Source organism: Streptomyces sp. 549 (assembly GCF_030124175.1).
GTDB lineage: Bacteria > Actinomycetota > Actinomycetes > Streptomycetales > Streptomycetaceae > Streptomyces.
Genome location: NZ_JASKMT010000003.1, coordinates 332,246 through 346,670, shown reverse-complemented (window position 1 = coordinate 346,670; position 14,425 = coordinate 332,246). Strand labels below are relative to the sequence as shown.

General features: G+C 71.7%; 16 protein-coding genes and 3 tRNA genes. 14 read left to right on the top strand and 5 right to left on the bottom strand.

Going from position 1 to position 14,425, the window contains the following annotated elements:
• Window positions 1–66 precede the first annotated feature (66 nt).
• Entirely contained in the window at window positions 67–726 is a 660-nt protein-coding gene (locus tag QNO07_RS05785) for an NAD(P)H-binding protein (RefSeq protein WP_283990448.1), read from the bottom strand.
• 75 nt (window positions 727–801) lie between these two features.
• On the bottom strand, window positions 802–2,070 hold the full coding sequence (locus QNO07_RS05780) for an amidohydrolase family protein (RefSeq protein ID WP_283990446.1): 1,269 nt from the start codon (window positions 2,068–2,070) through the stop codon (window positions 802–804).
• A 343-nt stretch (window positions 2,071–2,413) separates the two neighbouring features.
• On the opposite strand from QNO07_RS05780, the gene QNO07_RS05775 reads away from it, so the two are divergent.
• From QNO07_RS05775 to QNO07_RS05750, 6 genes are all read left to right on the top strand, one after another.
• A tRNA-Thr gene (locus tag QNO07_RS05775) sits at window positions 2,414–2,486 on the top strand.
• 48 nt (window positions 2,487–2,534) lie between these two features.
• Window positions 2,535–2,607 (top strand) — tRNA-Met (locus QNO07_RS05770).
• A 95-nt stretch (window positions 2,608–2,702) separates the two neighbouring features.
• Window positions 2,703–2,867 (top strand): 50S ribosomal protein L33, encoded by a 165-nt coding sequence (gene rpmG, locus QNO07_RS05765; RefSeq protein ID WP_003956487.1) that lies wholly within the window; start codon window positions 2,703–2,705, stop codon window positions 2,865–2,867.
• A gap of 142 nt (window positions 2,868–3,009) precedes the next feature.
• Window positions 3,010–3,468 (top strand): FAS1-like dehydratase domain-containing protein, encoded by a 459-nt coding sequence (locus tag QNO07_RS05760; RefSeq protein ID WP_283990443.1) that lies wholly within the window; start codon window positions 3,010–3,012, stop codon window positions 3,466–3,468.
• Window positions 3,465–3,899, top strand: a complete 435-nt coding sequence (locus tag QNO07_RS05755) for a MaoC family dehydratase (RefSeq protein ID WP_283990442.1) — start codon at window positions 3,465–3,467, stop codon at window positions 3,897–3,899. The genes QNO07_RS05760 and QNO07_RS05755 overlap by 4 nt, the downstream gene beginning before the upstream one ends.
• Before the next feature lie 127 nt (window positions 3,900–4,026).
• A complete protein-coding gene (locus QNO07_RS05750; RefSeq protein ID WP_283990441.1) occupies window positions 4,027–5,082 on the top strand; it encodes a UDP-N-acetylmuramate dehydrogenase in 1,056 nt (351 codons plus the stop codon).
• Window positions 5,083–5,183: 101 nt separating this feature from the next.
• Here the strand turns inward: QNO07_RS05750 and QNO07_RS05745 are convergent, their stop codons facing one another.
• Window positions 5,184–5,813, bottom strand: coding sequence for an NAD(P)-dependent oxidoreductase (locus QNO07_RS05745; RefSeq protein ID WP_283990439.1), 630 nt, complete (start codon window positions 5,811–5,813; stop codon window positions 5,184–5,186).
• An 88-nt stretch (window positions 5,814–5,901) separates the two neighbouring features.
• On the opposite strand from QNO07_RS05745, the gene QNO07_RS05740 reads away from it, so the two are divergent.
• Window positions 5,902–6,528: a TetR/AcrR family transcriptional regulator gene (locus QNO07_RS05740; RefSeq protein WP_283990438.1), complete on the top strand. Its 627-nt coding sequence runs from the start codon at window positions 5,902–5,904 to the stop codon at window positions 6,526–6,528.
• Window positions 6,529–6,584: 56 nt separating this feature from the next.
• Here QNO07_RS05740 and QNO07_RS05735 read toward each other — a convergent pair whose 3' ends face one another.
• Complete coding sequence (locus tag QNO07_RS05735) at window positions 6,585–7,610, bottom strand: adenosine deaminase (RefSeq protein ID WP_283990437.1); 1,026 nt, start codon at window positions 7,608–7,610, stop codon at window positions 6,585–6,587.
• 269 nt (window positions 7,611–7,879) lie between these two features.
• On the bottom strand, window positions 7,880–9,139 hold the full coding sequence (locus QNO07_RS05730) for a pyridoxal phosphate-dependent aminotransferase (protein ID WP_283990436.1): 1,260 nt from the start codon (window positions 9,137–9,139) through the stop codon (window positions 7,880–7,882).
• Window positions 9,140–9,401: 262 nt separating this feature from the next.
• Here QNO07_RS05730 and QNO07_RS05725 point away from each other — a divergent pair.
• The 7 genes from QNO07_RS05725 to rplJ all read left to right on the top strand — a co-directional run bounded on the left by QNO07_RS05725 (window position 9,402) and on the right by rplJ (window position 14,357).
• Window positions 9,402–9,474 (top strand) — tRNA-Trp (locus QNO07_RS05725).
• Between the two features lie 119 nt (window positions 9,475–9,593).
• Window positions 9,594–9,875, top strand: coding sequence for a preprotein translocase subunit SecE (gene secE / locus QNO07_RS05720; protein ID WP_283990435.1), 282 nt, complete (start codon window positions 9,594–9,596; stop codon window positions 9,873–9,875).
• A 71-nt stretch (window positions 9,876–9,946) separates the two neighbouring features.
• Window positions 9,947–10,867, top strand: coding sequence for a transcription termination/antitermination protein NusG (gene nusG, locus QNO07_RS05715; RefSeq protein WP_283990434.1), 921 nt, complete (start codon window positions 9,947–9,949; stop codon window positions 10,865–10,867).
• Between the two features lie 223 nt (window positions 10,868–11,090).
• Complete coding sequence (gene rplK / locus QNO07_RS05710) at window positions 11,091–11,525, top strand: 50S ribosomal protein L11 (RefSeq protein WP_283990433.1); 435 nt, start codon at window positions 11,091–11,093, stop codon at window positions 11,523–11,525.
• 77 nt (window positions 11,526–11,602) lie between these two features.
• A complete protein-coding gene (rplA, locus tag QNO07_RS05705) occupies window positions 11,603–12,319 on the top strand; it encodes a 50S ribosomal protein L1 (RefSeq protein WP_283990432.1) in 717 nt (238 codons plus the stop codon).
• A 202-nt stretch (window positions 12,320–12,521) separates the two neighbouring features.
• Entirely contained in the window at window positions 12,522–13,421 is a 900-nt protein-coding gene (locus QNO07_RS05700; RefSeq protein WP_283990431.1) for an SCO4651 family lipoprotein, read from the top strand.
• 381 nt (window positions 13,422–13,802) lie between these two features.
• On the top strand, window positions 13,803–14,357 hold the full coding sequence (rplJ, locus tag QNO07_RS05695; RefSeq protein WP_283990430.1) for a 50S ribosomal protein L10: 555 nt from the start codon (window positions 13,803–13,805) through the stop codon (window positions 14,355–14,357).
• Window positions 14,358–14,425: the final 68 nt, after the last annotated feature.

Here is a 14,425-nt window from a genome sequence, read left to right as displayed (position 1 = left end):
GACAGAGGACGCCCCGCGGCCTTCGCCTGCCGGGGGCGTCCTCGGGTCCACGGGCTCCGCTACTGGTCAGCGGGTCAGGTCTGCCACCGCGTCCGGCACCGGGGTGTCGCCGTTGACGAGTTCGAGGGTGCGGCCGGCGGTGGCGGGGGTGTCGAGCAGGGCGGCGAGCACGGTGGCCACGTCGTCGCGGGTGATGCGGTCGCGGCCGGTGGACTCGGCCAGGTGCACGCGGCCGGTGCCGGGGTCGTCGGTGAGCATGCCCGGGCGCAGGATCGTCCAGTCCAGGTCGTCGTGGGCGCGGACGGCCGCGTCGGCGGCGCCCTTGGCGCGCAGGTAGGCGGCGAACACCGGGTCGGTGTCGGCAGGCGGGTCGGTGTCGGCGCCCATCGAGGAGACGACCAGGAAGCGCCGCACGCCGGCCTTCGCGGCGGCGTCGGCGAGCAGTTCGGCGGCGGCGCGGTCCACGGTGTCCTTGCGTTCGAGGCCGCTGCCGGGGCCGGCGCCCGCGGCGAACACGGCGGCGTCCGCGCCCACGAGCAGTTCGGCCACCTCGTCGACCGTCGCCGACTCCAGGTCGCAGACCAGCGCCTGCGCCCCGGTCGATCGGACCTGCTCCGCTTTGTCGGGGTTGCGGATCAAGCCCGCGACGTCGTCTCCGCGCCCGGCGAGCAACCGCTCCAGCCGCAGCGCGATCTTTCCGTTTCCACCAGCGATGACTGTGCGCATTCTCCCGACCGTACGCCTTCACCGCAGCGGAAGCCGGGCTCCCGCGCTCGTGTCTGCGCCGCCCCCGAGCGGGCCTCAGCCCTGGGCCTGGCGTGGGAGGTCGAGGGTGTCGGCGGTGTCGCCGGCGTCGCAGAACTCGCGGACGGCGCTGGTCCGGGCGACGACCCGGCCGCGGTGCAGTACCACCCGGCTGTAGGACAGGGACAGCACGCCGGGGACGTCCTGGCCGCGCACGGCGAGGAGTTCGGCGGGGAAGCCCGCCTCGACGCGCACCTCGGGCAGCCCCATGACGGCCCGGGCGCGGGAGCTGACTGCCTCGTATGCGGCGTCCGGTGCCAGCTCGCCCAGGGTGGCCAGCAGGTAGGCGGCTTCGAGCGGGTCGCCGCGGCCCACGGGGTTGGCGGCGTCCCGCAGGGCCCCGCTGCCGGCCGCGACGTGCACGCCTGCGGCGCGCAGCAGCCGTACGGGCGCGGTGACTTCGGGTGTGCGGCGGGTGAGGAGGGAGCAGCCGCCCTGGGGCAGGGTGACGACGCGGACGCCCGCGGCGGCGAGTTGGTCGGCGGCGCGGGACGCCGCCTCGTGGGGGAGGCGGCCGAGGCCGCCGCAGGGGCCGAGAGTGACGCCGGGCCGCAGGCCGCCCGCCATTGCGGCGAGCCGGGCCAGGCGTGCCGGGTCGTCGGCGTCGGTGTGCAGGTCCACGGCGCAGCCGTGTTCGGCGGCGAGCTCCAGCACCGCTTCGGTGTAGCCGCCGGGGTCGGGGTCGAGGTCGGGGCAGCCGCCGACGACGTTGGCGCCCATCTTCACGGCGTCCCGCAGCATGGCGAGGCCGTCGGCACCGGCGGCGCCGGTGAGCAGCCGGGGCACGGCGACGGTGGTCAGTTCGGTGAGGCCGCGCAGCGCCCGGCGGGCGGCGAGCACGGCCTCCAGCGCGGCGAGTCCGGCGACGTCTCCGATCCGGACGTGGGTGCGGGACGCGGTGGCGCCGTGGCCGAGTTGCAGCAGGGCGGCCTCGGTGGTGCGGCGCTGTGCCTCGTGCGCCTCGCGGCCGGGCGGGCCGGGGGGTTGCCCGGTGAGCGCGGTGTCGAGGTGGGCGTGCGGTTCGGCGGGGGCGGGGAGCAGCAGGAAGCCGTTGAGGTCGACGCGGGTGCCGCCGGGGGCGGCGGTGGGGGAGAGGCTGCCGGCGGTGCCGACGGCCTCGATGCGGCCGTCGGCCAGACGTACGTCCACGGTGCGCCCGTCGGCGAGGCGGGCACCGCACAGGACGAGGCTGCTGCCCTCGTGGGCCGAGGCCGGCCGGTCGGTGCTTCCCGGCTTGCCCGGCTCGTGCGGCTGACTGTCCGACATCGGGCTCCCGCTCGCTGAGATGGCGGCGGCCGGCACCCCCGGGCCGCCGCAGGTTCACGCCGTGCGAGTCGAGCGTAGGACGCGGTCGCCGCCGGAAGCGGCAGGCGCTGAATAGTCGTACCGGCGTGGCCCACACAGTCGTACCGGCGTGGCCCACGCAGTGGTACCGGCGTGGTCCGTGAGCAGTGGGAGCAAGGCGTGGAGGAGTGGGGCGGGGCGGGACGGAGGAGGGGGCCGGGGCGGGGCGGAACGAGGGGCGGAGGAGGGGGCGGTGGCGCGGTCGGAGGCCCCGCCGATACGGATTTCGCCTTCGGCGGCCGAGCGTGTAATGTCTTCATCGCTCGCCCCAATAGCTCAGTCGGCAGAGCGTCTCCATGGTAAGGAGAAGGTCTACGGTTCGATTCCGTATTGGGGCTCTGGTGTGAGGTCGTCCGCCCGGTTGGGCGGGGGACCGTTCACATCGTGGCGGCGTAGCTCAGTCGGTAGAGCAAACGGCTCATAATCGTTGTGTCACCGGTTCAAGTCCGGTCGCCGCTACTTCACCGCAGTAGCCGATTGTGGGGTCGGTCCTTCGATCGGCTACTCTTTCATGTGTTGAACCCCTGTCCATCCGCCGTCCAAGGAGCACTCACGTGGCTGCCACCGACGTCCGCCCGAAGATCACGCTGGCCTGCGTGGAGTGCAAGGAGCGGAACTACATCACCAAGAAGAACCGGCGTAACAACCCGGACCGTCTTGAGATGAAGAAGCACTGCCCGCGTTGCAACTCGCACACTGCGCACCGCGAAACGCGATAACACCAGGCTCGTTCTTGAGGCCGCTCCCGTTCCGGGGGCGGCCTTGAGGCGTTTTCGCGGGGCCGTGTCCCCGGCCCCGCCCCGCACGTGCCAGCCCTGTCCCGCACGTGCCAGCTCTCACATTCCCAGGAGGTAGCGGGCCATGGCGCTCGACCAGTCCTTCGTCGGGCGGAACTTTCCGCCCACTGCCCCGTACGAGGTCGGCCGGGAGAAGATCCGCGAGTTCGCCGAGGCACTCGGCGACCCCAACCCGGCGTACACGGACCCGGAGGCGGCCAGGCAGTTCGGCCACCGGGACGTGATCGCGCCGCCCACGTTCGTGTTCACCATCACCTTCCGGGCCGCCGGCGAGGTGGTGCGGGACCCGGCGTTCGGCCTGAACTACGACCGGGTGGTCCACGGCGACCAGCGGTTCGTGTACTCCCGCCCGGTCCAAGCCGGCGACCGGCTGACGGTGACGTCCACCATCGAGGCGGTCAAGTCCCTGGCCGGCAACGACATCGTGGACATCCGCGGCGAGGTCCACGACGAGGCGGGCGAGCACGTCGTGACCGCCTTCACCAAGCTGGTCGCCCGAGCAGCCGAGGAGGGCGAGCGATGACCGCCACCGTCAGGTACGCCGACGTCGAGGTGGGCACCGAACTGCCCGCGCAGACCTTCCCCGTGACCCGCGCCGCGCTGGTCCAGTACGCCGGTGCCTCCGGCGACTTCAACCCGATCCACTGGAGCGACCGGTTCGCCTCCGAGGTCGGCCTCGAGAGCGTCATCGCACACGGCATGTTCACCATGGCCCTGGCCGCCCGTGTCGTCACCGACTGGGCGGGCGACCCGGCCGCGGTCGTCGAGTACGGAGTCCGGTTCACCAAGCCGGTGCCGGTGCCCGACGACGACAAGGGCGCGGTGGTGGAGGTGTCCGCGAAGGTCGCCGCCAAGCTGGACGACGACGCGCGCACCGTCCGTGTGGACCTGCTCGCGACGAGCGCGGGCAACAAGGTGCTCGGCATGTCCCGCGCGGTGGTCCGGCTCGCCTGACCACCGCCCGGCGCCGGGCGGCTCCGCCAGGCGCCGACGAGCCGCGCCGACGAGCCGCGGCGACGGGACGAGACATGACGACGAGGGGGCGGCGGTGACGCACCGGCGCCCCCTTACGCTTGTCCCCGTGCAGGAACTCACCAACGCCCCCCTCGCCCCGCTGACCACCTTCCGGCTGGGCGGACCGGCGACCCGGCTGCTCACCGCCACCACCGACGACGAGGTGGTGGAGGCGGTACGCGCCGCAGACGCCGCAGACACGCCGCTGCTGATCGTCGGCGGCGGCAGCAACCTCGTCATCGGCGACGCCGGCTTCGAGGGCACCGCGCTGCGCCTGGCCACCACCGGCTACCGGTTGGACGGCACCGCGCTGGAGCTGGCCGCCGGGGAGAACTGGTCGGAGGCGGTGGCCCGTACCGTCGAGGCCGGGCTCGCGGGGGTGGAGTGCCTGGCGGGCATTCCCGGGTCCGCGGGGGCGACGCCCATCCAGAACGTCGGCGCCTACGGGCAGGAGGTCGCCGACACCGTGTCCGAGGTCGTGGCGTTCGACCGCCGGGAGCTGCGCACGGTCACGCTGCCTGCCGCCGACTGCGGGTTCTCCTACCGGCACAGCCGGTTCAAGGCCGACCCGGACCGCTACGTCGTGCTGCGGGTCCGCTTCCGGCTGGAGGACGCGGGCGGCCTGTCCGCGCCGCTGCGCTACGCCGAGACGGCCCGGCTGCTCGGAGTCGAGCAGGGCGAGCGGGTGCCGGCCGCCGAAGCCCGCCAGGCGGTGCTGAAGCTCCGCACCGGCAAGGGCATGGTGCTCGACCCGGAGGACCACGACACCTGGTCGGCCGGCTCGTTCTTCACCAACCCGATCCTGGACGACGACGCGTTCGCCGCCTTCGCCGCCCGCGTCGCCGACCGCCTCGGCCCGGACGCGGCACCCCCGGCGTTCCCCGCGGGTGACGGCCGGACCAAGACGTCCGCGGCGTGGCTCATCGACCGGGCCGGCTACACCAAGGGCTACGGCAGCGGCCCGGCGCGCATCTCGGGCAAGCACACCCTGGCGCTGACCAACCGCGGCGGCGCGGCCACCGAGGACCTGCTGGCGCTCGCCCGCGAGATCCGCGACGGAGTGCACGCCGCCTTCGGCGTGACCCTCGTCAACGAGCCGGTCACCGTCGGCTGCGCACTCTGAGCCGACCCGCACAGCCGTACACGACGGAGCACAGCGGTACGCACCGGAGCACAGCGGTACGCGCCGGGACGCGACGGATTCCGTTCCGGTGCGGGCGTCCGTCAGGCCGAGGCGACGCCGACGGGCTGCCGGAACGTGGCGCGGTCCTCGACCATGGCGAGCATCGCGCAGGCGAGGTCCGCCCGGGACACGGTGTGCCGACGCGGCACGCTGCCGCCGACACAGGTGCGGTAGCGGCCGGTGAACGGCCAGTCCAGCAGACGCGGTGGGCGCACCGCCGTCCACTCGGTGCCCGACTCGCGCAGCCGTCGTTCCATCGCGGCCAGGTCCGCGTAGACGTGCCGGAAGGCGAACCGGACGAGCGGGTTCAGCACCGCGCGGAACAGCGGCCCCTCCTCCGGAGGCACCGGCCCCACCGGGGCCGCGCTCACCGCCAGCAGCCGCCGCACCCCGGCCTCCCGCATGGCGTCCAGCACGACGGCCGCGGTGCGCTGCGCCACCGGCGGCTTGCCGCCGAGGCCGGACAGCACCGCGTCCCGTCCCCGTAACGCGGCGAGCAGTTGCCCGGGTTCGGTGAGCGCGGCCGGGAACACCTCCAGCGACGGATGCGCGCCGAGGTGCAGCCTGGCCGGGTCGCGCACCACCGCGGTGACCTCATGGCCGGCGTCGAGCGCCTGCTGGACGAGGTGCCTGCCGGTGCCGCCGGTTGCGCCGAGAACGGTGAGCTGCATCTTGCCCCTCCCAAGTGAGTGAGTGTTTACTCATCTCGCCAGGGTGAGTAAACACTCACTCTGCCGTCAACCCCCAGGGAGCCCCCGTATGACGCCGCCACCGGCTGACGCGACCGCGCCCGTGCCCCTGACCCGTACCCGCATCCTGGACGCAGGCCACTCGCTGCTGCTCACCCTCGGCCTGGCCCGCGCCACCACCAAGGAGATCGCCCGCGCCGCGAACTGCTCGGAGGCGGCGCTCTACAAGCACTTCCGCAGCAAGGAGGAGTTGTTCGTCGCCGTGCTGCGCGAACGGCTGCCCGCCCTCAACCCGCTGCTGGAGCAGCTCACCGCCGCACCCGGCGAGCGCACGGTGGAGCAGAGCCTGACCGAGATCGCCCGGCAGGCACTGCTCTTCTACCGGCAGAGCTTCCCCATCGCCGCCTCCCTCTACGCCGAACCGCGGCTGCGCCGACGGCACCAGGAGGCGATGCGGGAACTGGGCACCGGACCGCACGTCCCGATCGAGAGCCTGCAGGCGTACCTGCGCGCCGAGCAGGCGGCCGGACGTGTAAGGGCGGACGCCGACCCGCACGCCGCTGCCGCGCTGCTGCTCGGTGCCTGCGCGCAGCGCGCCTTCGCCTACGACGCGGACGGTGGCGCCGAGCCGCCGCAGAGCACCGAGGACTTCGCCGCCGGCCTCGCCCGCACCCTGCTGGCCGGCATCGGCGTGTAGGGAAACGGGGCCCGCAACCGGGTGGAGCGGTTGGAGCGGGTTGGAGCGGGAGGGTTTCAGGAAGCGAGCCAGGCGTCGATGTCGGCGAGGATCGCGGCCCGGACCTCCTGCGGGGCCTGCGCGGCGCGGATCGACTGGCGGGCCAGCTCGGCCAGCTCCTCGTCGGTGAAGCCGTGGTGCTCCCGCACGAGGTCGTACTGGGCCGCGAGACGGGAGCCGAACAGCAGCGGGTCGTCGGCGCCCAGCGCCATCGGCACACCCGCGTCCCACAACCTGCGCAGCGGCACGTCCTCGGGCTTCTCGTAGACGCCGAGCGCCACGTTCGACGCCGGGCACACCTCGCAGGTCACGCCCGAGTCGGCCAGCCGGGCCAGCAGCCGCGGGTCCTCCGCGGCCCGCACCCCGTGCCCGACCCGTCCGGCCTGCAGGTCGTCCAGGCAGTCCCGCACGCTCGACGGCCCGGACAGCTCGCCGCCGTGCGGGGCGGCGAGCAGCCCGCCCTCGCGGGCGATGGCGAACGCCCGGTCGAAGTCGCGGGCGAATCCGCGCCGCTCGTCGTTGGACAGGCCGAAGCCGACGACGCCCCGGTCCCGGAACCGCACGGCGAGCCGGGCCAGGGTTCGGGCGTCCAGCGGGTGCTTCATGCGGTTCGCCGCGACCAGCACCCGGATGTGCAGGCCGGTCTCCCTGGACGCGCGGTCCACCGCGTCGAGAATGATCTCCAGTGCGGGGATCAGGCCGCCCAGGCGCGGTGCGTAGGAGGTGGGGTCCACCTGGATCTCCAGCCAGCGCGACCCGTCCTTGACATCCTCCTCGGCGGCCTCGCGGACCAGCCGCTGGATGTCCTCGGGGGTGCGCAGGCAGGACCGGGCGATGTCGTACAGCCGCTGGAAGCGGAACCAGCCCCGCTCGTCCGTCGCCCGCAGCCTGGGCGGCTCCCCGCTGCTCAGCGCCTCCGGAAGGTGCACGCCGTACCGGTCGGCGAGTTCCAGCAGCGTGCCGGACCGCATCGAGCCGGTGAAGTGCAGGTGCAGATGGGCCTTCGGCAGCAGCCGGACATCGCGGCCGGAAGCCGCGGGCACGCCGGGACCGCCGGGACCGCCTGGACTGGCGGGACTGGCGGGACTGGCGGGACTGGCGGGACCAGCAGGAACCTTGGAACCGCCGGGGGGACGAACACTCTCCATCCCAAGATCCTGCCGCATGCCGGACCCGGTCGGAAGCGGCTTTCCTCAAAAGAGCGCCCCACCGAACACGCGGAGGGGCGCCCGGAACCCTCCCGGACGCCCCTCCGCCGCCGGACCGGCGGGCCGCAGCTCAGCAGAGGTGCGGGCCCGGTCCGGTCGCCCGATCAGTCGCGGGCCTCGGCCAGCAGCTTCTGGATCCGCGACACGCCCTCGGCCAGGTCCTCGTCGCCCAGGGCGTAGGACAGCCGCAGGTAGCCGGGCGTCCCGAACGCCTCACCGGGGACGACGGCCACCTCGGCCTCCTCCAGGATGATCTCCGCCAGCTCCACCGAGCTGGCCGGACGGCGGCCCCGCAGCTCCTTGCCGAGCAGGCCCTTCACCGAGGGGTAGGCGTAGAAGGCGCCCTCCGGCTCGGGGCACTCCACGCCGTCGATCTCGTTGAGCATGCGCACGATGGTCCTGCGGCGCCGGTCGAACGCCTCCCGCATCGTCGCCACCGCGTCCAGGTCACCGGAGACCGCGGCCAGAGCGGCGGCCTGGGCCACGTTGCTCACGTTGGACGTGGCGTGCGACTGGAGGTTGGTGGCCGCCTTCACGACGTCCTTGGGGCCGATGACCCACCCGACCCGCCAGCCCGTCATGGCGTACGTCTTCGCCACGCCGTTGACGACGACGCACCGGTCGGCCAGCTCCGGCACCACCACGGGCAGCGAGTGGAACTCGGCGTCGCCGTACACGAGGTGCTCGTAGATCTCGTCGGTCAGCACCCACAGGCCGTGCTCGGCGGCCCAGCGGCCGACCGCCTCCACCTGCTCGCGGGTGTAGACGGCACCGGTCGGGTTGGACGGCGACACGAACACGAGGACCTTGGTGCGCTCGGTGCGCGCGGCCTCCAGCTGCTCGACGGACACCCGGTAGCCGGTGGTCTCGTCGGCCACCACGTCCACCGGCACACCGCCGGCCAGCCGGATCGACTCGGGGTAGGTGGTCCAGTACGGGGCCGGGACGATGACCTCGTCGCCCGGGTCGAGGATCGCGGCGAAGGCCTCGTAGATCGCCTGCTTGCCGCCGTTGGTGACCAGGATGTTCGCCGGCTCGACGCGGTAGCCGGAGTCGCGCAGCGTCTTGTCGGCGATGGCCTGCTTCAGCTCGGGCAGCCCGCCGGCCGGGGTGTAGCGGTGGAACCTCGGGTCGCGGCACGCCTCCACCGCGGCCTCGACGATGTAGTCGGGCGTCGGGAAGTCCGGCTCACCCGCGCCGAAGCCGATCACCGGCCGGCCGGCCGCCTTCAGCGCCTTCGCCTTGGCGTCGACGGCGAGGGTGGCGGACTCCGAGATCGAGCCGACGCGGGCGGACACCCGGCGCTCGGTCGGCGCGGAGCCCTGGGTGGACGGGGACTGTGCGGGAGGGGTTGCAGCGCTCATACCGGCATCGTTGCAGACTCCGCCGGGCCCCGGCACGGGGTCCCACGGCTTGGCGGCGGGCGTCCCACCCAGTGGCACGGCCCCGCGCGGGCGGCGGCCGCGCGCACCGGGACGGCCGGGGCGTTCGCCAGGCCCGGAGGGGCAACGTGTTCGACGACCGGCCGTCGAGCACGTACACTCAACCGTCGTTGGCCTCCGCCGACCGTCGTCAGGCGCGCACTCCGTGCACCCGCCCGAATGCGGTAGGTTGGAGGAACCACAAAGGGTCGTAGCTCAATTGGTAGAGCACTGGTCTCCAAAACCAGCGGTTGGGGGTTCAAGTCCCTCCGGCCCTGCTCACGCATCTTCACCAGAGACGGTGCGTGCAGGCGTACGTACTGAATTGCACCGCCGTAAGGCAGGATCGGACGCTGCACGGCGGTGCTTTTCACGACTCCGGATCAGGTGAGGACGAGTGGCGGAGATCACGGACACTGCCGAGGTCCCCGAGCCCGGACGGTCGTCTGACGACAACAAGCCGAGGCGCGGCGGCCGGCGGGGCAAGAAGGGCCCGCTCGCCCGACTCGGGCTTTTCTACCGTCAGATCGTCGCGGAGCTCCGCAAGGTCGTCTGGCCCACCCGGCACCAGCTCACGACGTACACCATCGTGGTGATCATTTTTGTGCTCATCATCATCGGCCTGGTGTTCGTGATTGACTATGGATTCTCGGAAGCCGTCGACTTCGTCTTCGGCTGATCCGTACGCGGAGGCGCCTTAGTGGTGCTCCTCCGTATGTTCGACCCCAAGAGCCAGGAAGAAGCAGCCACGTGTCTGACCCGAACCTGAACGACGCCGCCGAGTCCGCCAAGGGCGACGACGCCGCGCTCGACATCGTCGAGGCGGCAGACGGCAGCGTCGACCAGGCCGAAGCTGCCGACGCGGCGGCCGGTGAGCCCGCCGAGTCCGCCGCCGTGCGCGTCGAGGACGCGGACGGGGCTGCCGAGGGGGCCGACGAGGACACCGCGCCTGCTGCCGACGCCGCGCCCGAAGAGGACGCCGAAGCCGTGGACGGCGAGGCGGAGGGCGAGGCCGACGCGGAGGGCGAGGCGGCCGAGAAGGAGCCCGAGCCGGTCGACCCGGTCGTGGCGTTGCGCGAGGAACTGCGCGCCCTGCCCGGCGAGTGGTACGTGATCCACACCTACGCCGGTTACGAGAACCGCGTGAAGACCAACCTCGAACAGCGCGCCGTGTCGCTCAACGTCGAGGACTACATCTTCCAGGCCGAGGTGCCGCAGGAGGAGGTCGTCCAGATCAAGAACGGCGACCGCCGCACCGTCCGCCAGAACAAGCTTCCCAGCTACGTCCTGGTACGGATGGACCTCACCAACGAGTCCTGGGGCGTCGTCCGCAACACGCCCGGCGTGACCGGCTTCGTGGGCAACGCCTACGACCCGTACCCGCTGACGCTGGACGAGGTCGTCAAGATGCTCGCCCCGGAGGCCGAGGAGAAGGCCGCCGCGGCTGCCGCCGAGGCCGAGGGCCGCCCCGCGCCGAGCCGCAAGCTCGAGGTGCAGGTGCTGGACTTCGAGGTCGGCGACTCGGTCACCGTCACCGACGGCCCCTTCGCGACCCTGCAGGCGACGATCAACGAGATCAACGCCGACTCCAAGAAGGTCAAGGGCCTCGTCGAGATCTTCGGCCGCGAGACCCCGGTCGAGCTGAGCTTCGACCAGATCCAGAAGAACTGAGCCGCCCGAGAACACTCCGGAAGCGCCCCCGTCCCGCCGGTCACCGGCGGTGTGCGGGGGCGCTTCCGCGTGCTGGGAACTGGCGGAGTAGGGGCCGGGCACAGTGGTCTCTGACCTGCCGGTTTCCTCCCTCGGGGGGTACCGGCTATCGTGGTGCGGTATGCCTCCATCCGGATGACGGATGGCTCGGCTCAAATCCTCTCACTCAAGACCCGGAGAGAGCATGCCTCCCAAGAAGAAGAAGGTCACGGGGCTCATCAAGCTCCAGATCCAGGCCGGCGCCGCGAACCCGGCTCCGCCGGTCGGCCCCGCGCTGGGCCAGCACGGCGTCAACATCATGGAGTTCTGCAAGGCCTACAACGCCGCGACCGAGTCGCAGCGTGGCTGGGTCGTGCCGGTGGAGATCACGGTCTACGAGGACCGCTCCTTCACCTTCATCACGAAGACCCCGCCGGCCGCGAAGATGATCCTCAAGGCTGCAGGTGTCGAGAAGGGCTCCGGCGAGCCGCACGTCAACAAGGTCGCGAAGATCACCCGCGAGCAGGTGCGTGAGATCGCCACGAACAAGATGCCCGACCTGAACGCCAACGACCTGGACGCCGCCGAGAAGATCATCGCCGGCACCGCCCGTTCCATGGGCATCACGGTCGAGGGCTGACAGCTCACCTCGCACCACACCGTGGGAGGGCCGGCGCGGCCCGCACCACGACTCCACCTCAGAACCCAGGAGCAGCAGTGAAGCGCAGCAAGACGTTCCGCAACGCGGAGGCCAAGATCGACCGGGAGCGCGTCTACGCCCCGCTCGAGGCCGTCCGCCTCGCCAAGGACACCGCCTCGTCCAAGTTCGACTCGACCGTCGAGGTCGCCATGCGTCTGGGTGTCGACCCGCGCAAGGCCGACCAGATGGTCCGCGGCACCGTGAACCTCCCGCACGGCACCGGCAAGACCGCCCGGGTCCTGGTCTTCGCGACCGGTGACCGTGCAGCCGCCGCGGAGGCCGCGGGCGCCGACATCGTCGGCGCCGACGAACTGATCGACGAGGTCAGCAAGGGCCGCCTGGACTTCGACGCCGTCGTCGCCACCCCGGACCTGATGGGCAAGGTCGGTCGTCTCGGCCGCGTGCTCGGTCCGCGTGGTCTGATGCCGAACCCGAAGACCGGCACCGTCACCCCCGACGTGGCCAAGGCCGTCACCGAGATCAAGGGCGGCAAGATCGAGTTCCGCGTGGACAAGCACGCGAACCTGCACTTCATCATCGGCAAGGCCTCCTTCGAGGAGAAGCAGCTGGTGGAGAACTACGCAGCCGCCCTCGACGAGATCCTGCGCCTGAAGCCGTCCGCGGCGAAGGGCCGGTACATCAAGAAGGCGTCGATCGCCACCACCATGGGCCCCGGCATCCCGCTGGACGGCAACCGCACTCGCAACCTCCTGGCCGAGGACGAGTCCGTCTGACCGGTCGGCCACGGCTGATCCACACCCCGCACGGCAGAAGGCGGGCCTCCGCCACCGGAAACGGTGGCGGAGGCCCGCCTTCGCCGTGCCCGGGGCGTGTCGTACGGGTGTCCGAGGGCTGGGATACGGTATGGGCTCCAAAACGATCAGTGGCCCTGCGATGCGCTCAGGCATGCGCTCAGGGCCCAGCAGGGGGAGAAACATGCACAGGACCGGCAGGAGCACACTGGGAGCGCTGGCCGTGGTGCTGGCGGTGACGCTCACCGGTTGCACCGGGGACGACAAGGCCGCCGACCCGGGCAAGGACTCCAAGGAGACGTCGGCTGCCGCAGGGGCGGGCGAGGCGCGCTCGGCGCTGAAGGTGATGACGGCCGCGGCCCAGAAGACCGCCGAGGCGAAGTCGGCCCGCGTCGACATGACCATCTCCACGCCGGACGGCGACATGACGAGCAAGGGCGTCATGGGCTGGGACCCGATGGTCATGGACATCACCACCAGTGGTGAGGCGCTCGCCGAGGAGGGCGGCCCGGGGGAGATGCGGGTGCTCTGGCTCGACGGCGTGATGTACATGAACGCCGGTGAGGCCAGTGGCGCTCCGGACGGCAAGAGCTGGATGAAGCTCGACATGAAGGCCGCCGCGGAGGCCGCCGGTGACCAGGATCTGCTGACGGCGATGACCAGCGGCATGGAGAACACGCAGCAGGACCCGGCGCAGCAGGTCGCCCTGCTGCTGGACTCGCCCGAGATCGAGTACGTGGGCGAGAAGAAGCTCGACGGCGTCGACACCCGCCACTACCGGGGCACGCTGACCGTCGAGGAGGCGATGAAGTCGAACAAGTCGCTCGACGTGCTGGACAAGAAGCAGCGCGAGGAGCTGCTGAAGTCCATGAAGGAGTCCGGGATCAAGGGCTTCGACATCGGGGTCTGGATCGACGGCGACGACCTCCCGGTGCGGATCGACACGGACATGGCCACCCCCGAGGGTGACCTGAAGGTCAGCCAGCGGCTCAGCGAGTACGGTTCCAAGGCCGATGTGAAGGCCCCGCCGGCCGACGAGACCGTGGACATCTTCGAGATGCTCAAGGAGGCGGGCGGCGCCTGACGGATCGTCCCCTACGGGACGGATTTGCCTCTGCACGGGCCGGGCGTTTACAGTGCTCCGGTAGCCAAAGACCGCTGGTCGTTGCCGTGTGCCCAACAGCTCACGGCGGCCGAAGGATCCGCTTTTGTGGCGGACGGCCCGTGCAGGTGTATGAGGTAAGACTCCCGCAGGGGCGCAAGCCCGTGCGGTCGAGTGACGCCCCGTGTGCCTGCACCGGGGCGTTCGTCGTGTGCAGCTCCTCTCCTTGTGTGCCCGTACGGGCGGTCCGGCGCGTGCCCAGCCGACTGCGGCACTCCTCGCGGAGTCCGTCGGAGGCCGGGCGAAGTGGACGGTCGTAAGACCGGCCAAAAGGACCATCACCCGGAAAGGAGGCCGAGGCTCATGGCGACGCCCGACAAGGTCGCAGCCGTTGAGGAGATGACGGACAGGTTCCGCAACTCCAACGCCGCTGTGGTCACCGCGTACACCGGACTTTCCGTGGCGCAGCTCAAGGAGCTGCGCCGCTCGCTCGGTGACAACGCTCAGTACCGTGTGGTGAAGAACACGCTGACCAAGATCGCGGCCAAGGAGGCCGGGGTCACCACGCTCGACGAGTTCCTCACGGGCTCGACGGCAGTTGCCTTCGTGACCGGTGACCCGGTCGAGGCGGCAAAGGGTCTTCGTGACTTCGCCAAGAACAACCCCGCCCTCGAGGTCAAGGGCGGAGTCCTCGACGGCAAGGCGCTGTCCGCCGACGAGATCAAGAAGCTTGCGGACCTCGAGTCCCGCGAGGTGCTGCTCGCCAAGCTGGCCGGTGGCATGAAGGCGTCGATGGCCAAGGCCGCCGCGACCTTCCAGGCCCCGCTCACGAAGTTCGTCCGCACCGCGGACGCGCTTCGCGACAAGGTCGAGCAGGGCGGTGCCGGTTCGCCGGCTCCCGCCGAGGCTGCCGAATAGCCGATCCAGGCTCCCAAGCAGTCGCAGCGGGTCCGTGACGAAGTACGCCGCAAGGCACACGCCCGCCT